Below are 23568 nucleotides of genomic sequence, written 5' to 3' on the forward strand. Positions count from 1 at the left end.
CCCCTTGCCCGAGGTGGTGAACGCCACCTGACCTCCGATGGCGACGCCGGGGAACGCGGAGCACCATGCGAGTGGAGGTGGTCCGATGCCCGAGGTCGACCTGCCCCGCCCGGTCGGGTTCGTGCTCGGCGGGGGCGGCAGCCTGGGGGCGATGCAGGTCGGGATGCTGCGTGCCCTCGGCGAGGCCGGGATCAAGCCCGACCTGGTGGTCGGCACGTCCGTGGGCTCGCTCAACGGCGCGGTGCTCGCGCTGGATCCGGACGACGCCGGCGAGCGGCTGCGCAAGACGTGGACCCACATGACCCGCCACGAGGCCTTCCCGGGCGGCGTCCTCAGCCAGGTCCGCACGCTGCGGCACAGCAAGACCCACCTGTTCCCGAACATCGGGCTGTCCACGATCGTCGACGACCACCTCGGTCCGGGCACCCGGTTCGAAGACCTGGCGCTGCCGCTGGGCGTGGTCGCCACCGAGGTGGACACCGCGGAGGCCCGGCTGTTCACCTCCGGCGACCTGCGGCCACCGCTGCTGGCGAGCGCGGCCATCCCGGGCATCTACCCGCCGGTCGAACACGACGGGCACCTGCTCTACGACGGCGGCCTGGTCGCGAACGTGCCGATGCGGCAGGCCCTCACGCTCGGCGCGCGGTCGCTGGTCGTGCTGGACTGCGCGTTCCCCGGTCAGATCCCGTCGCCGCCGCAGACGTTCGCCGAGGTGCTCATGTACACCGCGATGGTGAGCATGCGGAACCAGGCCGTGCTGGAGGCGCCGATCGCGGCCGCGGAGGTGCCGGTCGTCTACCTGCCCGGCCCGCGCCCGGTCCGCCTGAGCCCGTTGGACTTCAGCCGCACCGAAGACCTGACCGACCTCGCCTACCAGGCCGCGCGGATCTACCTGGACGGCCTCACCATCGACGGGCCGGGCCTCTACGGCGGCCCCGGAGTCAAGATCGGGTGAGCCCGCGGAAAAACGCGGTGATCCGGACCACTCCGGTACAACAAACCGGGTGCGGGCGCGTCTATCCGGCGCGGTAGTTTTGCTTGCTCACCCACCATTTTCCCAAAAAGAGACCACATGACAGTCAAGAAGACTTTACTTTTCTCCCGCAGGGCGCCGATCGCGGCCGGACTGCTCGCCGTGGCACTCTTTCTTCCGGCCTGCACTTCCGGCGATTCCGGCAATTCGAACAACGGCACGGCCGGGCCCGCGGGTTCGAGCCAGGCGGCCGCGGTGACCGTGTCGATCGAGCCCGCGAACGCGACGAGCATCAGCCCGGTCACACCGATCGTGGTGAAGGCGGCCAACGGCACGCTCACCGGCGTGACCGTCCAGAACACCGCCAAGCACACCACGGTGAAGGGCGAGTTCTCGGCCGACAAGACCACCTGGACCTCGTCGGAACCCCTGGGCTACGGCAGCACCTACGCCATCGACGCGCACGGCGCGGACAGCAGCGGCAAGACGGTCGAGCAGCAGGGCCAGGTGACCACGGTGTCGCCGTCGAAGCAGGCCAACCCGAACATGATCCCGGCGCCGGCCTCGGTGGCGCAGACCGGGGTCGGCGTCGGCCAGCCGATCGTCTTCCAGTTCACCTACGCGGTGAAGAACAAGGCGGACGTGGAAAAACAGCTGTCGGTGGTGTCGAATCCGCCGCAGGAGGGCAGCTGGTACTGGATCGACGACAAGAACGTGCACTACCGGCCGAAGGAGTACTGGCAGCCGGGCACCACGCTGACCGTTTCGGCGAAGATCTACGGTGTCGATTTCGGCAACGGCGTCTACGGCGCGGAGGACCGCACCGAAACCTACCACGTGCACGATTCCTGGATCGCGAAGGCCGACGGCAACACCGAGCAGATGCGGATCTTCCACAACGGCCAGGTGGTGAAGACCATGCCGATCTCGATGGGCAAGGACTCCACCCCGACCCACCTCGGCCCGCACGTGATTTCGTTCAAGGCCGAGAGCTACCACATGGACTCCTGCACCTACGGGGTCTGCAAGGGCGATCCGGGGTGGTACAGCTCCGACGAGAGGTGGTCCGAGCGCATCTCCAACGACGGCGAGTTCGTCCACGAGAACCCGAACAGCGTGGGCGCGCAGGGCAGTTCGAACGTCTCGCACGGGTGCATCAACCTCAACGCCGAGAACGCCGAGTGGTTCTTCCACAACCTGGGTCTCGGCGACGTGGTCGAGGTGACCAATTCCGGCGGGCAGCAGCTCCCGGTGTGGGACCTCTACGGCGACTGGGCGTTGTCGTGGGAGCAGTGGCAGCAGGGCAGCGCGCTGAAGTGAGCAGGTGGTGATCGCGGTTCCGGGACGGCACGATGGGGGCATGACCGCCCCGGAACTCGATCACGCGCGACTGCTCGTGGACGGCGCTTCGCGGATCGTCGCGCTCACCGGCGCCGGCGTCTCCACCGATTCGGGCATCCCGGACTTCCGGGGGCCGCAGGGGGTGTGGACGAAGAACCCGGCCGCGGAGAAGCTGTCGCACATCGACGACTACGTCGCCAGCCGCGAGGTGCGCGAGCAGTCCTGGCAGGCGCGGCTCGGCCACCCGGGCTGGTGGGCCCGGCCGAACGCCGCGCACCTGGCCCTGGTGGACCTGGAGCGGCAGGGCAGGCTGTCGGCGATCCTCACGCAGAACATCGACGGGCTGCACCAGAAGGCGGGCAACTCACCGGACCGGGTCGTCGAGCTGCACGGCACGATGGCCGACACGATCTGCCTGTCCTGCGACGACCGCCGCGACATGCACGAGACGCTGGACCGGGTGCGGGCCGGGGAGTCCGATCCGGAGTGCGAGGTCTGCGGGGGGATCCTGAAGTCCGCGACGGTGTCGTTCGGGCAGATGCTCGACCCGGAGGTGGTGGACCGCGCCCGGGAAGCCGCGATCACCTGCGATCTGATGCTGGCGCTGGGCAGCTCGCTGACCGTGCACCCGGCCGCCGGGCTGGTGGACGTCGCCGCGGCCGCCGGGGCGCCGGTGATCGTCGTGAACGCCTCCGAGACGCCCTACGACGACGTGGCGACCGTCGTGCTGCGCGAACCGCTGGGCGAGGTGCTGCCGAAGCTGGTCAGCCGCTGACCGGTTCGCCGTGGCTGGCGATCACCGTGGTCGCCACGAGCGCGGGGATCGGGAAGCCGATCACGATCGGACGGCACACCTGGCGGGTGGGCCCGGCTCCCCCTCGTCCGGGCCCACCGCGTGGGTGCCTTCTCACCGCCGTACGGTCCCCCGCGGACGCCGACGGTACCGGCCGGAGTGACCCTGAGTGTCCGATCTCGAGAGCCCGGAGCACGGTCCCCATCCCCGGGACCCGCTCCATCTCGCCACTGTCCGTAGCTGATACCCGGACCGTGAAGGCTAGACAAGGTTTACCCGGTCGCTCTCCGTAGAGCTAGCACCTTCGGGGAACTCTCACTCGTATGGAGCAGCAGTTGTGGCGCTGAGTAGTTGATCGTTCGAGCCCCGTGCTCGCCGGGTCCGCAGTTCCGCGATCGCGAGCGCCAGCGCGACGACGACGAACCCGACGGCGCACAGCAGCGACAGGGCGAGCGCGGCCGGGAAGTCGTTGTCCGAGGCGGGAAGGACCGCCCGGAACACGGACGCGAGCACCGCGGTGCCGATCGCCGTGCCGATCCGCTGCCCGGTCTGCAACGCTCCCCCGGCGACACCGGCCATGCGCGTCGGCACGCTTTCCAGCGTGAGGGTCGTGTTGGGCGAAATCACCATGCCACCCCCGATCCCGGCGACCAGCAGCGGCAACGCGACCACCAGCCCGAGGTCCTGCCCCGGCGCGAGCCACGCCAGCAGCGCCACGACGCCCAGCCCCAGCGCGACGAGGAACAGGCCGGCGACGGTGAGACGGCGGCCCCACCGCGCGACGAGACGCCCGGCCACGGCCGCGGACACCGCCGCGCCGACCGCGAACGGGGTCACCGCCAGCCCGGACTCCAGCGGCGTGTACCCCAGGCCCTGCTGGAAGAACATCGCGAACACCAGCCAGATCCCGGCGAACCCGCAGAAGTAGACCGCGCCGATCGCGGCACCCGGCGTGTAGCCGGGGGTTTCGGTGAACAACCGGACGTCCATCAGCGGCGGGCGGTCGTGCCGCACGACGCGTCGCTCCCAGCGGACGAACGCGAACCCGAGCACGGCCGCGACCGGGAACAGCCACCACAGCCGCCGCGGACCGTCCTGTTCGGACTCCACCAGCGGCAGGAGCACGCACAACACGGCGAGCCCGAGCAGCAGCACACCGAGGAAGTCGATCTCCGAGCGCAGCCGCGCGGGACGGCCCCGCGCGGGCGGCAGCAACCGCAGCGCCAGGACGAACGCGAGCGCGCCGATCGGCACGTTGACGAAGAACACCCAGCGCCAGCCGTGCTCCTCCCCGAACACGGCGAGGATGAGTCCGCCCAGCACCGGGCCGACCGCCGTAGAGATGCCCACGACCGACCCGAACAGGCCGAACGCCCGGCCGCGCTCGGCACCTTGGAACAGGTCCTGGATGAGACCGGAGTTCTGCGGCGTGAGCATCCCGGCCGCGCACCCCTGCAACAGCCGCGCGACCACCAGCACCTCACCCGTCGGCGCGGCCCCGGCGAACGCGCTCATCGCGACGAACGCCGCCAGCGCGATGAGGAACATCCGGCGCCTGCCCAGCGCATCACCCAGACGGCCACCGGAGACCAGGACCAGGCCGAAGGTGAGCGCGTACCCGGAAACGACCCACTGTGCGGTGCCGGCGTCCCCGCCGATGCCCCGCTGGATCGAGGGCAGGGCGACGTTGACGATGCTGACGTCCAGCAGGCCCATGAAGCCCGCGGTGAGACTGACGGCGAGGGCCTTCCAGCGGCGCGGGTCCGGTTGCCGGGTGAGGGTCACCTGTCCATGGTGACTTGTGGTTGCTGATGGCGCGCGCTTTGGAGCCGCTACGCGGGTGTTTGCGCTGCACGCGGCTGAAAGCGCCGGCTTCGCTTCGCTACGCCCGGATCTGCCCCTCCCGAACCCGGTCTTTCAGTGTTCGGTTGCCGAGAAGCGGCGTCAAGGCTGGAAAGAGTACCTTGACCCCGCTGCTCGGCAACCGATTTCGCTGGGGATCGGGTTGCGGGAGAGGTGTGGCTCGGGCGGTGGGGCCGCTTGCGTTGCCGAGTGGCGGTTTGGGTGGGTTGTTGTTCTGTCAGGTGCCTGCGGTGATGCCGGGGATGCCCTTCAGTTCGCCCATCAGCATGGAGCTGACCTTGACCGGGTAGTCGTAGAGGGCGAACGTCGTCTCGCGTTGTTTGCCCACCAGCTTCAGCCGGACGGGTGTTTCGCCGCGGTGGGCGAGCAGCGTCGACTTCAGCTCGCCGACCACGCTCTTGTCCAGGCGTTCCGCGGTGCACCGCAGCACGAGCGGGGGCTCGTCCTCCCCGTTGCCGATCTCGGACAGGTCCAGTGGTACCAGGCCGCCGCCGAACACCGACATCTTGTCCTCGCGCCAGTTGACCCGGCCCTTGACCAGGACGGCGTTGTCCTCGATCAGGTCCGCCGAGAACATGGCGTAGGCCTTGGGGAAGAACAGGACTTCCAGCGAGGCGTCCATGTCCTCCACCGTGCAGATGGCCCAGGGTTCACCCTTCTTGTTGACCCGCCGCTCCAGCGAGGTGATCAGGCCGGAGATGACCAGCTCACCTTCCTTGGGCGGGTTGTCCAGGATCGCCGCGATCGGACGCGGGGCGTGCTTGCGCAGGATCCGCTCGGCGCCGTCCAGCGGATGCGCCGAGACGTACAGGCCCAGCATCTCCCGCTCGTAAGCCAGCAACTGCTTGCGTGGCCATTCCTCGTCGCCGAACTTCAGGTGCGCCAGCGGCGACGACGACGGTGCGGCTTCGGCCGCGTCGCCGTCTCCGCCGAAGGCCCCGAACAGGTCGAACTGGCCCATCGCCTCCTGGCGCTTGAGCGGCACGACCGCGTCGACCGCGTCCTCGTGGACCTGGATCATCGACAGGCGGGTGTTGCCGAGCGAGTCGAACGCACCGGCCTTGATCAGGGATTCGATGACCCGTTTGTTGCAGGCCACCAGCTCCGACTTGTCGAGGAAGTCGGTGAAGGAGGTGTACTTGCCCTTCTCCTGACGGGTCTTGATGATCGATTCGACGACGTTGGCGCCGACGTTGCGCACCGCGCCCATGCCGAAGCGGATGTCGTTGCCGACCGCGGCGAAGCGCTGGCCCGACTCGTTGACGTCCGGCGGCAGCACCTTGATCCCGAGCCGGCGGCACTCCGACAGGTAGACCGCGGACTTGTCCTTGTTGTCACCCACCGAGGTGAGCAACGCCGCCATGTACTCCGCGGTGAAGTTCGCCTTGAGGTACGCCGTCCAGTACGACACCAGGCCGTACGCGGCCGCGTGGCTCTTGTTGAACGCGTACCCGGCGAACGGGAGGATCGTGTCCCACAGCGCCTGGATGGCCTCGTCGGAGAAGCCGCCGGGAACGAGGTCGCTGGCCTTCATCCCCGCGGCGAAGCCCTCGAACTCCTTGTCGAGGACCTCCTTCTTCTTCTTGCCCATCGCGCGGCGCAGCACATCCGCTCGGCCCATCGAGTAGCCGGCGACCTTCTGCGCGATGTGCATGATCTGCTCCTGGTAGACGATCAGGCCGTAGGTGTCGGCCAGGATCTCCTTCAGGGGCTCTTCCAGCTGGGGGTGGATCGGCTTGACCTGCTGCCGGTTGTTCTTCCGGTCGGCGTAGTCGTTGTGGGCGTTCATGCCCATCGGACCGGGCCGGTACAGCGCGCCGACCGCGACGATGTCGTCGAACACCGTCGGCTGCATGCGGCGCAGCAGGTCCCGCATCGGGCCACCGTCCAGCTGGAACACGCCGAGCGTGTCACCGCGGGAGAGCAGCTTGTAGGTCTCCGGGTCGTCGACGCCCAGGGTGTCCAGGTCGATCTCGATGCCGCGGTTGGCCTTGATGTTGTCGATCGCGTCGCCGATGACGGTGAGGTTGCGCAGGCCCAGGAAGTCCATCTTCAACAGGCCGATGGCCTCACAGGAGGGGTAGTCCCATCCGGTGATGATCGATCCGTCGTCGCGCTGCCACAGCGGGATGGCGTCCATCAGCGGCTCGCTGGACATGATGACCGCGCAGGCGTGCACGCCGGCGTTGCGGATCAGGCCCTCGATCCCGCGTGCGGTGTCGAAGATCGTGGAGACCTCTTCGTCGGTCTCGATCAGCGTGCGGACCTCGGCCGCCTCGCCGTAGCGCTCGTGCTGCGGGTCCACGATGCCCGACAGCGGGATGTCCTTGGCCATGATCGGCGGCGGCAGCGCCTTGGAGATCTTGTCCGCGATCGCGTAGCCCGGCTGACCGAAGTGGACCCGGGCGGCGTCCTTGATCGCCGCCTTGGTCTTGATGGTGCCGAACGTGATGACCTGGGCGACCTTGTCCGCGCCGTACTTCTCGGTGGCGTAGCGGATCATCTCGCCGCGGCGGCGGTCGTCGAAGTCGATGTCGATGTCGGGCATCGACACGCGCTCGGGGTTGAGGAACCGCTCGAACAGCAGCTTCTGCGGGATCGGGTCCAGGTTCGTGATGCCCAGGACGTAGGCGACCAGCGAACCCGCCGCCGAACCACGGCCCGGGCCGACCCGGATGCCGACCTTGCGGGCGTAGTTGATGAGGTCGGCGACGACGAGGAAGTAGGCCGGGAAGCCCTTGCCGATGATGACCTCGAGCTCCATGTCCAGCCGCTCGCGGTACCCCTCCGGTGCGCCGTCGGGGAACCGCCACGCCAGGCCGCGGTCGACCTCGGCGCGCAGCCAGGACGCCTCGTCGTGGCCCTCGGGCACCTCGAAGACCGGCATGCGGTCCTTGTGGGTGTAGACGTCTTCGTAGGACTGGACGCGTTCGGCGATGAGCAGGGTGGAGTCGGCGGCGCCGGGCACCTCGGTGTCCCAGTACTCGCGCATCTCCGCGGCCGACTTCAGGTAGTAACCGTCGCCGTCGAACTTGAACCGGTTCGGGTCGTTGAGCGTCTTGCCCGACTGCACGCACAGCAACGCCGAATGCGAGGCGGCCTGGTCCTTGGTGACGTAGTGCGAGTCGTTGGTGGCCAGCGGCTTGAGGTCGAGCAGCTTGCCGATCTCCAGCAGCCCCTCCCGCACCGACCGCTCGATCGGCAGGCCGTGGTCCATCAGCTCCAGGAAGAAGTTGTCCGCCCCGAAGATGTCCTTGTAGTCCGAGGCCGCCTGGATCGCCTCGGCCTTCTGACCCAGCCGCAACCGCGTCTGCACCTCACCCGACGGGCAGCCGGTGGTGGCGATGATGCCGGAGGCGTTCTCCGCGATCAGCTCCCGGTCCATCCGCGGCTTGCGGTAGTACCCCTGCATCGAAGCCAGCGACGACAGCTTGAACAGGTTCCGCAGACCCGTCGCGTTCTCCGCCAGCATCGTCATGTGGGTGTAGGCACCACCACCGGAGACGTCGCCGCCCTCACCGAACTCGTCCGAGCCCCGCTGCGACGCCTGCCCCCAGAACACCGGCTTCTTGTGGAACCGCGACTCCGGCGCGATGTAGGCCTCGATCCCGATGATCGGTTTCAGCCCGGCCTTGCGCGACTGCTGGTAGAACTCGTCCGCCCCGTACATGTTGCCGTGGTCGGTCATCCCGACCGCGGGCATGCCGAGACGACTCGCCTCGGCGAACAGCGGGGCGATCTTCGCCGCACCGTCGAGCATCGAGTACTCGGTGTGCACGTGCAGGTGGACGAAGGAATCGTTCGACACCAGCAAGAACCTCCCCTGTGTTGCGCGCTGACTCCCGGCCTGGAGGATCAGCGTAGCTCGCGGCACCGACAAAAAATCGCCGACGTGCCGAGCGAAGTTTATTTGACCTCTAGTTCCAGTTTGAGCTACGGTCGCGGCGTGGCGAGAGCGAAGGCCTTCGACGTGGACGTGGCCGTGGACCGGGCGATGGAGGTCTTCTGGGCGAACGGGTTCGGCGACACCACACCCCAGCAGCTGGTCGACGCGCTGGGCATCGGCCGCGGCAGCCTGTACAACGCGTTCACCAGCAAGCACGCCCTCTACGAGCGGGCGCTGCGGCGCTACTACGAGCGGGAGACCGTCCGGCTGATCGAGATCCTGGACGGGCCGGGGCCGGCCCGCGAGCGGCTGCGCGCGGCGGTCGGACTCGTCGTCGAGGCGGCCCGCGAAGACCGGCGGGGCTGCATGATGGCCAACGCCGCGGTCGAGTTCGGCGAGGCCGACGAGGTGGTCAACCACCTGGTGCGGCGCACCTTCGAACGGCAGGAGGCGGCCTTCCGCAGCACCATCGAGGAGGGGCAGCGAGCGGGCGACATCGATCCCGACGCCGACGCCGGCGCGCTCGCGGCGTTCCTGCTCACCACCATCAACGGCATCCGCGTGCTGGCCAAGGCCGACCCCGACCCGCGACGGCTGGCGGGCCTCGCCGAGACGGCGTTGCGCGCGCTCTGAACCCACCTGCTGGCGGCGCGCCGTGCGCTGCGCTCATTTTGTAACTCTAGTTCAAGAAAGAGAGAACACGTGGACCTGCAGCTGGAGGGCAAGACGGCGGTCGTGACCGGCGCGAGCAAGGGGATCGGGCTGGCGATCGTCCGGGCGCTGGCCGCCGAGGGCGTGACCGTGTTCGCGGCGGCACGCACGGTGAGCGAGGGCATCCCGGTCCGGGCCGACCTGACCACCCCCGAGGGGGTGACGCTGCTCGCCGAACGCGCCGGGGACGTGGACATCCTGGTCAACAACCTCGGCGGGGTGACCACGACCAGCATGCGGGCCGGCGGTTTCCTCGACATCGACGACGAGGCGTGGCAGCGGACGTTCGAGCTGAACCTGTTCGCCACCGTGCGGGTGACCCGGGCGCTGCTGCCCGGGTTGCTGCGGCGGCGTGGAGTCGTGATCAACATCTCGTCGATCGGCGCGCGTGCGGCGTTCCCGCCGGTGGACTACGGCACGGCCAAGGCGGCGCTGACGAACCTGACGAAGGCGCTGGCGGAGGAGTTCGGCTCGCGCGGCCTGCGTGCGCTCACGGTCAGCCCGGGCCCGACGCGGACCGCCAACTGGGCCGACCCGGACGGGTACGCGGGTGAGCTGGCGGCCGCCGCGGGCGTCCCGCTGGCCGAGTACCTGGCCGGCGTACCGGCCGCGATGGGCATCACGACCGGCAGGCTGACCGAGCCCGAGGAGACGGCCGCGCTGGTGACGTTCCTCGCCTCGCCGCGGTCGGGCAACCTGACCGGCGCCGACTACCTGGCCGACGGCGGGGTGATCAAGACCGTGTAGTGACGAGCATCCGCTTGACAGGGTGGAAGCGGCGCGGCGAGCCTCGGGGCGTGGTGATCCCTCTGGTTCAGGTAGTCCGCGACGGGCTCGTGGAAAGTGTCCACTTCGGATCGCGGGTCGTCCTCGGCCCCGGTGGCGAGGTGCTGGAGGCCGGGGGTGACGTCGACCAGCCGGGTTACCCCCGGTCGACGGCGAAGCTCATGCAGGCCACCGGCATGGTGCGGCTCGGTCTCGACCTGCCGCCCGACCTGCTCGCCCTGGCCGCCGCCAGCCACTCCGCCGAGGAGTTCCACCTGGCCGGCGCGACCCGGATCCTGGACGGGGCCGGGCTCACCGAGAACGACCTGCGGTGCCCGGCGCACCTCCCGCACGACCCCGTCCTGCACGACCGGTGGATCACCGAGGGCCGGGCGCCCCGGCGGCTCGCGCACTGCTGCTCGGGCAAGCACTCGGCCATGCTCGCCACCGCGAGGCTGAACGGCTGGTCCACCGGCGACTACCTCGACCCGGCGCACCCGCTGCAGGTGCAGCTCGCCGAGACGGTGGCCGAGCTGGCCGGGGAACCGGTCGCGCACACCGCCGTGGACGGGTGCGGCGCGCCGCTGTTCGCGATCTCCCTGCGCGGCCTGGCGCTGGCCGTCCAGCGGGTCGCCACCGCGCCGCACGGGACGGCCGAGCACCGCGTGGCCGAGGCGATCCGCAAGCACCCGGAGATGCTGGCCGGCCCGAACCGGGACGTCACCCAGCTCATGACGGCCGTGCCCGGGCTGATCGCCAAGGACGGCGCCGAGGCCGTGCAGATCGCGATCCTGCCGGACTGCACCACGGTCGCGGTCAAGATCGCCGACGGCTCCGAGCGCGGCCGCATGCCGGCGACCCTGGCGGCCCTGCGCCGCGTCGCGCCCGAGTACGACTGGGACGACGTGGTAAAGCGTTGTCCCCGCCTGGACGCGCCCAATATGGTCGGGCTGTGACAACACTGCGCGAAGAAGACGTCGACCGCCTCCGCCGCGACACCCCGGGCACGGACGCGGTCGTGCACCTCAACAACGCCGGTTCGTCGCTGCCGCCGCGGCAGGTCACCGACACCGTGCTCGACTACCTGCGGGAGGAGTCGGTGCGCGGCGGCTACGAGACCGCCGCCGCGCACGCCGACCGCATCCGGGGCGTCTACGACGGCATCGCCCGCTTCCTCGGTGCCGACGCCGCCGACATCTCGGTGACCGACAGCGCGACCCGCTCGTGGCAGGCCGTCTTCTACGCGTTCCGCTTCGCACCGGGCGACCGCATCCTGACCGGCCGTGCGGAGTACGCCAGCAACGCCATCGCCTACCTGCAGATCGCCCGCCGCACCGGCGCGGTGGTCGAGGTCGTCGAGGACGACGAGAGCGGCCAGCTGGACATCGCCGACCTGGAGCGCCGGCTGGACGACACCGTCAAGCTCATCGCGATCACGCACGTCCCGACGCAGGGCGGCCTGGTCAACCCGGCCGAGGAGGTCGGCGCGATCGCCGAGCGGGCCGGGATCCCGTTCCTGCTCGACGCGTGCCAGTCGGCCGGGCAGCTGGACCTCGACGTGCGCCGCCTGCGCTGCGACGCCCTGTCCGCCACCGGCCGCAAGTACGTCCGCGGCCCGCGCGGCACCGGTTTCCTCTACACGCACCCGCGGCTGCGGGAGCGGCTCGAGCCCGCGATGCTCGACCTGTACTCGGCCACCTGGACCGCGCCGGAGGAGTTCGAGATCGCGCCGGACGGCCGCCGCTTCGAGACCTGGGAACGCAACTACGGCCTCGTGCTCGGCCTCGGTGCCGCCGTCGACTACGCGCGGCGGGTCGGGCTCCCGGCCATCGAGGAACGGGTGACCGCGCTGGCCGCCCGGCTGCGGGCGGACCTGTCCCAGATCGCCGGGGTCACGGTGCACGACCAGGGCAAGCGCAAGTGCGGGATCGTCACCTTCAGCGTCGCCGGGACCGAGGCCGCGGAGGTCCAGCAGCGGCTGGCCGCGGCGAAGATCAACACCTCGATCACGCGCCCCACCTCCTACCAGTACGACCAGGAGGTGCGGAACCTGCCCGCCATGGTGCGGGCTTCGGTGCACTACTACAACACCGAGGACGAACTGCGCGCGCTGACCGAAACCGTGGAGCGGCTCGCGTAGCCGGTCACTCGCTGCGCAGGACGGCGGCGATGGGCGTCCGTGCGGCGCCCCGCGCCGGGATGACGGCCCCGGCCACCGCGATGACGATGCCGGCCAGCACCAGCCCGGCCGCCGTCGGCACGCGGTAGACGTCCACGACGAAGCCGAACACGTCGGACTGGGCCGCGCGCATCATCGCGGGGGCGACCACCCGGTGCGCGAGGATCCCGAGCGGCACGCCGACGAGGCCGCCGACGAGGCCCAGAGCGCCCATCGAGGTCACCATCATCACCGTGACCTGGCGGGGTGTCATGCCGATCGACTTCAGCATGCCGAGGTCGCGGCGGCGTTCCCGGGCGTCGAGGACGACGGTGTTGAACACGCCGAGCGCGGCGACGGCCCCCAGCACCAGCGTCAGCAGCGTGGCGGAGCCGACGAGCACCTGGGCCTGGCTCGACGTCCCGTCGCGCGGGGCAGCACCACCAGGCCCGGGTCGCCGTCCGCGACGGCGGCCCGGTACGCCTCCTGGTCCGTGCCGGGCGCGAGTTCGACCCGGTAGGTGTCGGCTCGTGCATCCGGGTCGAGCAGCGCCAGGGCCGTCCAGTCGGCGAAGATCGTGTCGGCGTTGTTGACCAGCACCACGCCGACGATCCGCATCGCGGCGCGCTGCCCGGCGAGTTCCACGGTGACGGTGTCACCGGTCGCGAGCCCGCGCTGGTGCAGGAACCTCGACGGGACCGCCACCTGCCCGGGTCCCGCCGGCCAGTGCCCGCTCGCGAGCCGCGGGGCGAGGGCGGCGGAGTCACCGCGGAAGAACTCGGCCCGCGCGGTCTGCTGCCCGCCGACCACGTTGACGTTCTTGGCGGCCACCGCCGCCACCCGCCGCGCACCGGGGGCCGAGCGCAGCAGGGCCTCGTCCTCGGCGTCGCTCAGCGCCGGCGTGACCGCGCCGCCGGGCGCCGGCCCGCCTGCCAGCACCTCGATCCGGTCCGGATAGGACGGACGCATCGCCGCGTTGTAGGCGTTCACCGACAACGTCACGCCGATCGCGAGCGTCACGGTGGTGACCCCGATGACGACCGCGGCCAGCGTCAGCCCGCTGCGCGCCGGGCGGGCCAACGGCACCCCGAGGCCGAGGCTCACCGACCGCGGCAGCCGCAGGCCGGACAGCCACCGCTGGACCACCAGCGCGCGGCCGGGCCGGGGTGCGCTGCCCGCGCTGATCGCCAAGGCCGCGGGCAACCGGCGGGCCCGCAGCGCGGACAGGAGCGCGGCCAGGACGACCACGGCGGGCAGGCCCAGCAACGCCACCACGGTCACCCACGGGTCGATGCCCGCCGCGCCCGCGCCGAAGACCTGGAACGCGTCGGCCAGCAGCGGCCGCGCGACCAGGTTGCCGAGCACCGTGCCCAGCACGCACCCGGCCGCGGACGGGACGGTGACCATCACCAGGTAGACCGCCATCACCTGGTTCGGGGTGAAGCCGAGCGCCTTGAGCATCCCGATGTCGCGGAACCCGGCCACGACCGCGCCGCCGACCACGTTGGCGACGATCAGCACCGCCACCACCAGCCCGAGGACCCCGAAGACGACCAGGAACGGCACGTACACCCCGACCTCGGCGACGAGCTGCTGCCGCACCGTGAGGGAGGACTGCGCACCCAGGAGTGCCCCGGGCGGCAGCCCGGCCGTCACGGCGGCCTGCCCCGCGGCGACGTCCTCCGCGGTCGCGTCCGGGGCGAACCGGTAGAGCATCTGGGTGGCGGTCGGCCGCAGCGCCGCGGCCTGCTCGGGGGTGACCCACGCGTCGGCGGACGCGCTCACCGTGTGGGCGAACCCGACGACGGTCAGGACGGGCTGCCCGGGGACCTCGATCCGCGAACCGAGGGGCACCAGGGTCGTGCCGGGGGCCAGGTTGAGGACGATCTCGCCCGGTGTGGTGGCCCACCGGCCGTCCCAGACGTCCACCCGGTCGACCGGGCCGCCGGGGTCGGCGCGGCCCACCGTGGTCAGGGCCGGGCCGACGAACTGCGTGCTCTGCGAGGTGTCGAGGGTGAGCTGGGCGAACGGCCCGGCCACCGCGTCGGCCCGGGCGCCGGCCCGCGTCAGCTCCTCGTCGGTCACCTGGGCGCGGTCGAACACGGCGACCAGGTCGGCGCCGCTCTGCCGTGCGTGCGCCCGGTCGAAGGGAGCCGACGAGGACACCAGCAACCCGAGCGCGAGCACGATCGTCGCCGTGGAGATCGTGACCACCAGGCCGATCACGGTGGTCTGCAACCGGCGCCGCCCGACCGCGGCCCGCGCGACCCGCCACACCGCGCTCACGGGGTCCGCTCCACACCGGTCTCGCGCGCGACCCGGCCGTCGACGACCTCGACCACGCGGCTCGCGCAGCGGGTGGCGAGCCGCTCGTCGTGGGTCACCAGCAGCAGCGTCTGCCCGATCTGGTTGAGGTCGAGCAGCAGGTCCATCACCTGCTCGCCGGCGCGGCTGTCCAGCGCGCCGGTCGGCTCGTCGGCCAGCAGCAGCGCGGGCCGGTTCATCAGGGCCCGCGCGACCGCGACGCGCTGCCGCTCACCGCCGCTGAGGCGGGCCGGGTAGACGTTGCGCCGTCCGGCGATGCCCAGTTCGCCGAGCAGTTCGAGCGCACGCTTGCGTGCCTGGCCCGCCGGGGTGCCGGTGAGCTGCGCGGCCAGCGCCACGTTGTCCAGCGCGGGCAGGTCGTCGAGCAGGTTGAAGAACTGGAAGATCATGCCGATCCGGCGGCGGCGGAACAGCGCCAGCCCGGTCTCGTTCAGCTTCCCCAGGTCCTCGCCGTGCACGACCACCGTGCCGGAGGTCGGGCGGTCCAGCCCGGCCACCAGGTTCAGCAGCGTGGACTTGCCGCTGCCGGAGGGTCCCATCACCGCGACCGCCTCCCCGGCGTGGATCTCCAGGGAGATCCCGTCCAGGGCAACCGAGTCGCTGTATTCCTTGCGCACGGCGGTCAGCCGCACGACCGCGCCGTCATCTCTGGTCACAGCGGCCATCCTGCGGGCCGCGGCCCGGTGCGGGCATCGGCCCGGGGAGGTAACCCGCCGCGCGGGTCATCCCGGGGATGTAGTCCGGAGGTGGATGCGGATCGCGCGCTGTCCTGGAAGAGTTGCCCCGTGGTGGAACTGGTTGTCGCGGCGGTGGCGTGCCTGGTGGCCGCGGTGCTCGCGGTCCGGCTCGCCCGCGCGCGGCGGGCGTTCGCCAGAGCACTGGAGGAACGCGGCTGGCTGCTGGAGCGCGAACGGGAAAGCGCGGCACGCAGCGCGGTGGACGCCGAACGGGCCCGGATCGCGCGGGAGCTGCACGACATCGTCAGCCACAACGTGAGCGTCATGGTGGTGCAGACCGGGGCCGCGCGCCGGGTGCTCGCGACCGAACCCGGGCAGGCCGCGACGGCGCTGGAAGCGGTCGAGGCGGCGGGCCGGGACACGATGACCGAGCTGCGGACCCTGCTCGGCGTGCTCGCACCACCCGCCGACGGGGACGAGCACGCCGACCTGTCCCCGCAGCCGAGCCTGAGCAGGCTCAGCCCGCTCATCGACCGCATCGCGTTCGCCGGGCTGCCGGTGGAGGTCCGCGTGTCCGGGGAACCGCGGCCGCTGCCCTCGGGCGTGGACCTGACGGCGTACCGGATCATCCAGGAGGCGCTCACCAACGCACTCAAGCACGGCGACGGGCGGCAGGCCGAGGTGACCGTGCGCTACGCCGACCGCTACCTGCGGGTCGAGGTGCTCAACAGCGGCCCCAGCGTGCTGACCGGGGACGCGCCGGCGTGGCCGGGCGAGACCGAGGAGGGACGCGGTCTGCTCGGGCTGCGGCAGCGCGTGGCGGTCTTCGGCGGCGACCTGGACGCCCGGCGGCGCCTCGGCGGCGGGTTCCGGGTGCGGGCGAAGATCCCGCTGGAACGGCCGTGACCGAACCGCGCGTGGTGATCGCCGACGACCAGGCGCTGGTGCGCACCGGCTTCCGGATGATCCTCGCCTCCGGCGGCATCGACGTGGTCGGCGAGGCGGCGGACGGCGCGGAAGCCGTCGCCACCGTCCGCGACCTGGACCCCGACGTCGTGCTCATGGACATCCGCATGCCGGCGATGGACGGCCTGGAGGCGACCCGCCGCATCCTGGCCCGCTCCCCCGGCTGCCGGGTGCTCATGCTGACCACGTTCGACCTCGACCGCTACGTCTACGACGCGCTCGCCGCCGGGGCCAGCGGCTTCCTGCTCAAGGACGTCACCCCCGAGCACCTGGTGGCCGCGGTGCGCCTGGTCGGCTCCGGCGACGCGCTGCTGGCGCCGTCGATCACCCGGCGGCTGGTGGAGCGCTTCGCCGCGGGGCAACCGCGCCCGGCGCTGCACCGCGACCTGGCCGTCCTGACCCCGCGCGAACTCCAGGTCCTCACCCTCGTCGCGCGGGGCCGGTCGAACGCCGAGATCGCCGCGGAGCTGACGCTCAGCGAGGCGACGGTCAAGACGCACGTGGCCCGCATCTTCGCCAAGCTGGCGTTGCGGGACCGCGCCCAGGCCGTCGTCCTCGCCTACGAGACCGGGCTCGTGTCACCCGGCGAGTGAACCGGGGTGGTCAGCACGCGGTCGGGCCCGGCCTCGCGCACCGGGCCGGTCAGCTCGAACGTGGCGTGGCAGGGCAGGTCACCCGCCGAGCGGCCGGCGAAGACCTCGATCGTGCCCGGTTCGACGATCCGGCGCAGGTCCAGGCCGGTGAACGCGAGCCGGTCGGCGTGCAGCCGGAACACCACGGTCCGGCTCTCCCCGGCCGCCAGGGTGATCCGCGCGAACCCGGCCAGCTGCCGCACCGGGCGGGTCACCTGCGCCAGCACGTCGCGCACGTACAGCTGCACCACCTCGTCCCCGGCGCGGTCACCGGTGTTGCGCACCCGCACCGAGACCTCGACCTCGCCGTCGGTGGGCACCTCGCGGGTGCTCACCGCCAGATCGGAGTACTCGAACGTGGTGTAGGACAGGCCGTGCCCGAACGGGAACAGCGGGCTCGGGTCGAGGTTGCTGATGCCCTCGCTGTTGCCGCCCAGCGGCGGCTGCAGGTAGGTGCTCGGCTGCGCGCCGGCCACCCGCGGCACCTGCACCGGGAGCCGTCCGCCGAAGTTCGTCCGTCCGGACAGGACAGCCGCCAGCGCGGGGCCGCCCTCCTCGCCGGGCATGAACGCCTGCACCAGGGCCGCCGCCCCCGTGTGGTTTCCCAGCGCGTACGGCCGCCCGGACACCACGACCACCACCACCGGCGTGCCGGTCGCGAGCAGTTCGGTCAGCAGCTCGTCCTGCACGCCGGGCAGCCGCAGGTCCGGCGCGTCGCAGCCCTCGCCGGAGGTGCCCTCGCCGAACAGGCCCGCCCGGTCGCCGACGACCGCGATGCACACGTCGGCGTCCCGCGCGGCTTCCACTGCTTCGGCGAAACCGGACCGGTCCTCGTCGCGGATCGGGCAGCCGGCCGCCGAGGTGATCACTGCGTCCGGCAGTTCCGCGCGCAGCGACTCCAGCAGCGACGGCGCCGCCACCCCGATGCCGTGCCCGGGATACCGCGGCAGCACGTGGTTCGGGTAGGAGTAGCAGCCCATGAACGCGAGCGGATCGTCCGCGCACGGGCCGACCACGGCGATCCGCTTCGCGCGCAACGGCAACTCGCCGTCGTTGGACAGCAGCACCACCGACTTCTCCGCCAGCTCCCGCGCGATCGCCCGGTTGCGCGGCGAGTCCAGGTCCACCGGACGCGCCCGCGGCGCCCAGTCCGCGTCGAGCAGGCCCAGCTCGGCCTTCTGCCGCAGCAGCCGCCCGGCCGCACGGTCCACAAGGGACTCCGGCACCTCGCCGGAGCGCACCAGCTCGACGAGTTCCTTGCCGTAGCAGAGGGTGTCGGGCAGCTCCACGTCGATGCCCGCGGCCAGCGCGAGCGCCCCGGCCTGGCCGGTGCTGTCGGCGACCCGGTGCATGCTGCCCAGGAACGCGATGGCCCAGTAGTCGGACACCACCACACCCTCGAAACCCCACTCGTCCCGCAGGATCCCGGTCAGCAGCGGCACGTTCGCCGCGGCGGGCACCCCGTCGAGGTCGACGTAGGCGTTCATCACCGACCGCGCCCCGCCCTCGCGGATCGCCATCTCGAACGGCGGCAGGATCACGTCCCGCAGCTCCCGCGGGCCGATCGACACCGGCGCGTGGTTGCGGGCCGCGCGTGACGCCGAGTACCCGGCGAAGTGCTTGAGCGTGGCGATGATGCCGTTGCGCTCCAAGCCCCGCACGTATGCCGCGCCCAGCGTGCCGACCAGGTACGGGTCCTCGCCCAGGGTTTCCTCGACCCGGCCCCACCGGTAGTCCCGCACGACGTCCAGCACCGGGGAGAGCCCCTGGTGCACCCCGCAGTTGCGCATGTCGTCGGCGATCGCCGACGCCATCCGCTCGACCAGCTCCGGGTCGAACGTCGCCGCCCACGCCAGCGCCGCCGGGTAGACCGTGGCGCCGTAGGTGGTGAAGCCGGTCAGGCATTCCTCGTGCACGATCGCCGGGATGCCCAGCCGGGTCTCCTCGACGATCTCCCGCTGCAGCGCCTCGACCCGCGCCGCGCCTTCGGCCGCGCTGACCGGCGCCGTGCCGAACACCCGCGTCAGGTGCCCGATGCCGTTCTCCCGCGCCTGTTCGAACGGCACCCCGCCGCGCGCGAACACGTCCTGCATCGGCGCGACGTTGCCGTTCAGCTGCTCGTTGCCCGGCCACGCGCTGCCCAGCTGCGCCACCTTCTCCTCGAGGGTCATCTCCGCCAGCAGCGCCTCGGCTCGGGCGGCGGCGGGCAGCGCGCTGTTCCGCCAGATCGGTTCCGTCATGGTGCTCCTCGCAGGTTCGTCGTCGAATCGCGCACCACCAGGTTGGTGGCCAGCTCCACGTGGTGTGAGTCGAGGGTTTCGCCCGCGGCCAGGCGCATCAGGGTGCGCAACGCGACGCGGCCCATGTCCTGCAGCGGCTGCCGCACGGTGGTCAGCGCGGGCGTGGCCAGCTCGGCGAGCATGGTGTCGTCGAACCCGACCACGGACAGGTCCTCGGGCACGCGCAGGCCCCGCCGCCGCGCGGCCTCCATCACGCCCAGCGCGGTCGCGTCGCTGCCGGCGAACACGGCGGTCGGCGGTTCCGGCAGGTCGAGCAGCCGGCCGCCCATCTCCAGGCCGTCCGGGTAGCCGAAGGCGCCGTGCAGGATCAGCCGCGGATCGACGGTGACACCGGCGTTCTCCAGCGCCGCGCGGTAGCCGTGCTGGCGGGCCTGGCTGCACGAGGCCTGCACCGGCCCGCCCGCGTAGGCGATGCGGCGGTGGCCCAGCCCCAGCAGGTGCTCGGTGGCCGACACCCCGCCGTTCCAGTTGGTCGCGCCGACGCTGGTCACCTCGACGCGCGGCAGGTTCAGCGGGTCGATCACCACGAGCGGCAACCCGGCCCGGTCGAAACCCTCGACCTGGGCGCGGGTCAGCTCGGAGGTGACCACGATCAGCCCCTCGCGCCCGGCCAGGCGCAGGCGCCGCGCCCAGTCGTCGTCCCCCTCCTCGGGCAGCCGCCCGACCACGACGTCCACCCCGGTCTCGGCGCCCGCCTCGGTGACCCCGCGCAGCACCTCGAGCGAGTACGGGCTGACCAGGTCGTCGAACACCAGGTCCACCACGCGCGCCGGGCCGACCGTGCGCCGCCCGGACTGCGGCACGTAGCCCAGTTCCCTGAGCACGTCCTGAACCCGCTGCCGGGTCGCCGCGGCCACGTCGCCGCGGCCGTTGAGCACCTTGGACACCGTCGGCAGCGAAACCCCGGCGGCTTCCGCGACCATCGCGAGCGTCGCGCGCTGGGAACCGGCAGGCACCGCACCCTCCAACCAGGTTGTTGCCGAAAAGTTTCAGGCGACTATAACGCTATTTTCCTTGGCGAAACAGCTCTTGACGCCCCGGTACCGGCGGCATATCTTCCGACACATACCAGAGTGTTTCCGAAAACTTTCGGACCTTCGATGGGGAAGGCGCATCATGACACTGGTCAAGCGGCGCACCGCCGTGATCGCGGCCGGGCTGGCCGCGGTTCTCTCCCTCACCACCGCGTGCGGCTCCAGCGGCCCCGCCGGCGGCAACGGCGCCACCGCGTGGGCGCTGACCGGCGGTGACGAACAGACGTTCCGGACGTCCTTCGAATCCTCCGGCATCGACGCGCAGTACTTCGGCAACGACGCCTACAAGCAGAAGATCCGCACCGCGATCGGCGCGAACGAGGCTCCGACCCTGGTCTTCAGCTGGAGCGGCGGCCTGCTGAAGTCCTGGGTGGACTCCGGCAAGATCATGGACCTGTCCGGTGAGGCCGCGAACGACCCGGCGTTCGTGAACCGCTTCCTGCCCTCGGTCGCCCGCACCGGGGTGATCGACGGCAAGACCTACGCCGTGCCGAACAACGGCATGCAGCCGGTCGTGTTGTTCTACAACAAGGAACTGTTCGACTCCATCGGCGCGCAACCGCCGAAGACGTGGGACGACCTGATGGCCCTGGTGCCACGCTTCACCGCGGCCGGCATCGCGCCGTTCGCGCTGGGCGGGCAGAGCAAGTGGCCGCAGCTGATGTGGGAGGAGTACCTCGTCGACCGCATCGGCGGACCCGAGGTGTTCGACAACATCGCCGCGAACAAGCCGGGCGCCTGGTCGGATCCGGCGATCATCCGCGCCAACACGATGATCCAGCAGCTGGTCGACGCCGGCGGCTTCGTCCGCGGCTTCAACTCCATCGCGACCGACAGCAACGCCGACACCGCGCTGCTGTTCACCGGCAAGGCCGCGATGTACCTGATGGGCTCCTGGGCCTTCCCCACCATCAAGCAGGCCGACCCCGAGTTCATCGCAGGCGGCAAGCTCGGCTGGACGACCTTCCCCACCGTGCCCGGCGGCAAGGGCGATCCGGCGAACATCGTCGGCAACCCGGCCAACTACTGGTCCGTCTCGGCCACCGCGAGCGAGGAGCAGAAGCAGGCGGCGCTGCGGTACCTGCGCGAGGACCTGATGAACGACTCCTACGTCGACTCGCTGCTCGCCGGCGGATCGGTGCCGCCGCTCACCGGCATCGAGGACAAGCTCGCGAAGACCGAGGACCCGCAGTACCTGTCCTATGTGTACGAAATGGCGAGCAAGGCGCCGAACTTCCAGCTGTCCTGGGACCAGGCGCTGTCCCCGGGCCAGGCCGACGCGCTGCTGACCAACCTGGAGCAGCTGTTCCTCAAGCAGATCACGCCGGAACAGTTCTCCGCCAACATGAACGCGACGATCGGGCGATGAGCACCGTGCTCGAACGGCGGGACCGGGCGCCGGCACGCACGCCGGCGCCCGGCCGGGGCCGGCTGCACACCGGCCCGAGCCCGCTGATGGCGGTGCCGGCGCTGGCGTTCTTCGCGGTGTTCGCGATCGTGCCGCTGGGCGGGGTCGCGGTGCTGAGCTTCATGGAGTGGGACGGCATCGGCGACCCGTCGTGGGCCGGCCTGGCGAACTGGGCGGCGGCCCTCGCCGATCCGGTGACCTACCACGCGATCTGGCTGTCGGTGCAGGTGATGGTGGTCAGCTGGCTGGTGCAGACGCCGATCTCGCTGCTGCTGGGGGTGCTGATCGCCGGACGCGGCCGGTACCGCGCGGTGCTCGGCGTGCTGTACTTCCTGCCGATGCTGCTGTCCGCGGCGGCCATCGCGATCGCGTTCAAGGCGCTGCTGGACCCGAACTTCGGCGCCAGCAGGGCGTTCGGCCTGGACTTCCTGTCGCAGGACTGGCTCGGCAGCCCGACGCTGGCGCTGTACGTGGTGGTCTTCGTGATCGCCTGGCAGTTCGTGCCGTTCCACACGCTGCTCTACCAGGGCGGGGTGCGGCAGATCCCGAGGTCGCTGTACGAGGCGGCCGAGCTGGACGGCGCCGGGCGGGTGCGGCAGTTCTTCCACATCACGCTGCCGCAGCTGCGCTACACGATCATCACGTCGTCGACGATGATGCTGGTCGGCTCGCTGACCTACTTCGACCTCGTGTTCGTGCTGACCGGCGGCGGCCCCGGCGACGCGACGCGGATGCTGCCGCTGGACATGTACCTGTCCGGGTTCTCCGGCAACGACATGGGGCGGGCGAGCACGCTGGCCGTCCTGCTGGTGGTCGCCGGGCTCGCGCTGGCGCTGGGGTTGTCGAAGCTGTCGAGTTTCCGCCGCGGCAGCCAGCTGGAGGGTGCGTGATGCGGACCCGTCCGAACTACCTGGGTGGCCTGGCCGGTTTCGCCTGGCTGGCGATCGTGCTGGTGCCGGTGTACTACGTGGTGGTGACGAGCCTGCGCAACCAGCGCGGGTTCTACGACGCGAACCCGTTGTCGCTGCCCGCTCCGCCGACGCTGAGCGCGTACGAGCTGGTGCTGCGCAACAACTTCTGGCGGTACTTCGCCAACAGCGTGGTGGTGACGCTGGCGACGGTCGCGATCGCCGTCGCGGTGGCGTTGATGGCCGCCTACTACGTGGTGCGCGGCACGACGTGGTTCTCGCGGTTCACCTACCGCGGCTACCTGCTGGGCCTGGCGATCCCCATCCAGGCGACGATCATCCCGGTGTACTACCTGATCACGCGGGCGCAGCTGTACGACACGCTGCTGGCGATCATCCTGCCGTCGGTGGCGTTCGCGATCCCGCTGTCGGTGATCATCCTGGCGAACTTCCTGCGGGACGTGCCGAACGAGCTGTTCGAGTCGATGCGGGTGGACGGGGCCGGGGACTGGCGGATGCTGTTCAGCCTGGTGCTGCCGATGATCCGGCCGGCCGTGGTGACGGTCGCGGTGTACGACGGGCTCAACGTGTGGAACGGGTTCCTGTTCCCGCTGATCCTCACGCAGAGCCCGGACCAGCGGGTGCTGCCGCTCGCGCTGTGGTCGTTCCAGGGGCAGTTCCGGGTGAACATCCCGGCGGTGCTGGCGGCGGTCGTGCTCTCGACGCTGCCGGTGCTGGCGCTGTACGTGCTCGGGCGGCGGCAGCTGGTCAGCGGCCTGACGGCGGGTTTCGGGAAGTGAGGCCGCCGCGAACTCCCGCTCGCCGGGA

At 71.1% G+C, this 23568-nt stretch carries 19 protein-coding genes; 12 read left to right on the forward strand and 7 right to left on the reverse strand.

Annotated elements, in window-relative coordinates:
• Window positions 1-85 precede the first annotated feature (85 nt).
• From L1857_RS28625 to L1857_RS28635, 3 genes are all read left to right on the forward strand, one after another.
• Entirely contained in the window at window positions 86-955 is an 870-nt protein-coding gene (locus L1857_RS28625; RefSeq protein ID WP_094004304.1) for a patatin-like phospholipase family protein, read from the forward strand.
• 117 nt (window positions 956-1072) lie between these two features.
• On the forward strand, window positions 1073-2293 hold the full coding sequence (locus L1857_RS28630; RefSeq protein ID WP_162831031.1) for a L,D-transpeptidase: 1221 nt from the start codon (window positions 1073-1075) through the stop codon (window positions 2291-2293).
• Window positions 2294-2333: 40 nt separating this feature from the next.
• Window positions 2334-3089, forward strand: coding sequence for an SIR2 family NAD-dependent protein deacylase (locus L1857_RS28635; protein WP_249466820.1), 756 nt, complete (start codon window positions 2334-2336; stop codon window positions 3087-3089).
• Window positions 3090-3422: 333 nt separating this feature from the next.
• Here the strand turns inward: L1857_RS28635 and L1857_RS28640 are convergent, their stop codons facing one another.
• Window positions 3423-4823 (reverse strand): MFS transporter, encoded by a 1401-nt coding sequence (locus tag L1857_RS28640; RefSeq protein ID WP_249467498.1) that lies wholly within the window; start codon window positions 4821-4823, stop codon window positions 3423-3425.
• 364 nt (window positions 4824-5187) lie between these two features.
• Window positions 5188-8778 (reverse strand): DNA polymerase III subunit alpha, encoded by a 3591-nt coding sequence (dnaE, locus tag L1857_RS28645; RefSeq protein ID WP_094004301.1) that lies wholly within the window; start codon window positions 8776-8778, stop codon window positions 5188-5190.
• A gap of 138 nt (window positions 8779-8916) precedes the next feature.
• Here dnaE and L1857_RS28650 point away from each other — a divergent pair, with 138 nt between their 5' ends.
• The 4 genes from L1857_RS28650 (at window position 8917) to L1857_RS28665 (ending at window position 12472) form a co-directional block, all read left to right on the forward strand.
• A complete protein-coding gene (locus tag L1857_RS28650; RefSeq protein WP_116110506.1) occupies window positions 8917-9489 on the forward strand; it encodes a TetR/AcrR family transcriptional regulator in 573 nt (190 codons plus the stop codon).
• 69 nt (window positions 9490-9558) lie between these two features.
• On the forward strand, window positions 9559-10314 hold the full coding sequence (locus L1857_RS28655) for an SDR family oxidoreductase (RefSeq protein ID WP_094004299.1): 756 nt from the start codon (window positions 9559-9561) through the stop codon (window positions 10312-10314).
• A gap of 56 nt (window positions 10315-10370) precedes the next feature.
• Complete coding sequence (locus L1857_RS28660) at window positions 10371-11288, forward strand: asparaginase (protein ID WP_116110539.1); 918 nt, start codon at window positions 10371-10373, stop codon at window positions 11286-11288.
• 5 nt (window positions 11289-11293) lie between these two features.
• The gene (locus tag L1857_RS28665; RefSeq protein WP_162831035.1) at window positions 11294-12472 is read left to right on the forward strand and encodes an aminotransferase class V-fold PLP-dependent enzyme; all 1179 of its coding nucleotides are present in this window, start codon (window positions 11294-11296) and stop codon (window positions 12470-12472) included.
• Window positions 12473-12476: 4 nt separating this feature from the next.
• On the opposite strand, the gene L1857_RS28670 is transcribed toward L1857_RS28665, so the two are convergent.
• Genes L1857_RS28670 through L1857_RS28680 form a run of 3 tightly spaced genes read right to left on the reverse strand, consistent with a single transcriptional unit; the run spans window position 12477 to window position 15480 of the window.
• A complete protein-coding gene (locus tag L1857_RS28670) occupies window positions 12477-12893 on the reverse strand; it encodes an FtsX-like permease family protein (protein ID WP_249466823.1) in 417 nt (138 codons plus the stop codon).
• On the reverse strand, window positions 12866-14776 hold the full coding sequence (locus tag L1857_RS28675) for an ABC transporter permease (RefSeq protein ID WP_249466826.1): 1911 nt from the start codon (window positions 14774-14776) through the stop codon (window positions 12866-12868). The genes L1857_RS28670 and L1857_RS28675 overlap by 28 nt, the downstream gene beginning before the upstream one ends.
• Window positions 14773-15480: an ABC transporter ATP-binding protein gene (locus L1857_RS28680; RefSeq protein ID WP_116110508.1), complete on the reverse strand. Its 708-nt coding sequence runs from the start codon at window positions 15478-15480 to the stop codon at window positions 14773-14775. The genes L1857_RS28675 and L1857_RS28680 overlap by 4 nt, the downstream gene beginning before the upstream one ends.
• A 120-nt stretch (window positions 15481-15600) precedes the next feature.
• Between L1857_RS28680 and L1857_RS28685 the strand changes: the two genes are divergently transcribed.
• Entirely contained in the window at window positions 15601-16398 is a 798-nt protein-coding gene (locus L1857_RS28685) for a sensor histidine kinase (protein WP_249466830.1), read from the forward strand.
• Window positions 16395-17051 (forward strand): response regulator, encoded by a 657-nt coding sequence (locus L1857_RS28690; RefSeq protein ID WP_116110510.1) that lies wholly within the window; start codon window positions 16395-16397, stop codon window positions 17049-17051. Before L1857_RS28685 ends, L1857_RS28690 begins: the two co-directional genes overlap by 4 nt.
• Here L1857_RS28690 and L1857_RS28695 read toward each other — a convergent pair.
• Both L1857_RS28695 and L1857_RS28700 read right to left on the reverse strand, forming a co-directional pair.
• The gene (locus tag L1857_RS28695) at window positions 17018-19330 is read right to left on the reverse strand and encodes a beta-xylosidase/alpha-l-arabinosidase (RefSeq protein WP_116110511.1); all 2313 of its coding nucleotides are present in this window, start codon (window positions 19328-19330) and stop codon (window positions 17018-17020) included. The genes L1857_RS28690 and L1857_RS28695 overlap by 34 nt on opposite strands.
• Window positions 19327-20313, reverse strand: coding sequence for a LacI family DNA-binding transcriptional regulator (locus L1857_RS28700; RefSeq protein WP_429728426.1), 987 nt, complete (start codon window positions 20311-20313; stop codon window positions 19327-19329). The genes L1857_RS28695 and L1857_RS28700 overlap by 4 nt, the downstream gene beginning before the upstream one ends.
• 193 nt (window positions 20314-20506) lie before the next feature.
• On the opposite strand from L1857_RS28700, the gene L1857_RS28705 reads away from it, so the two are divergent.
• Genes L1857_RS28705 through L1857_RS28715 form a run of 3 tightly spaced genes read left to right on the forward strand, consistent with a single transcriptional unit; the run spans window position 20507 to window position 23540 of the window.
• Window positions 20507-21793, forward strand: a complete 1287-nt coding sequence (locus tag L1857_RS28705) for an extracellular solute-binding protein (RefSeq protein ID WP_094004290.1) — start codon at window positions 20507-20509, stop codon at window positions 21791-21793.
• Window positions 21790-22722, forward strand: coding sequence for a carbohydrate ABC transporter permease (locus L1857_RS28710; protein WP_240323166.1), 933 nt, complete (start codon window positions 21790-21792; stop codon window positions 22720-22722). The genes L1857_RS28705 and L1857_RS28710 overlap by 4 nt, the downstream gene beginning before the upstream one ends.
• Window positions 22722-23540, forward strand: a complete 819-nt coding sequence (locus tag L1857_RS28715; RefSeq protein WP_116110541.1) for a carbohydrate ABC transporter permease — start codon at window positions 22722-22724, stop codon at window positions 23538-23540. Before L1857_RS28710 ends, L1857_RS28715 begins: the two co-directional genes overlap by 1 nt.
• Window positions 23541-23568: the final 28 nt, after the last annotated feature.

Source organism: Amycolatopsis thermalba, assembly GCF_023376025.1.
GTDB classification, from domain to species: Bacteria; Actinomycetota; Actinomycetes; order Mycobacteriales; family Pseudonocardiaceae; genus Amycolatopsis_E; species Amycolatopsis_E thermalba.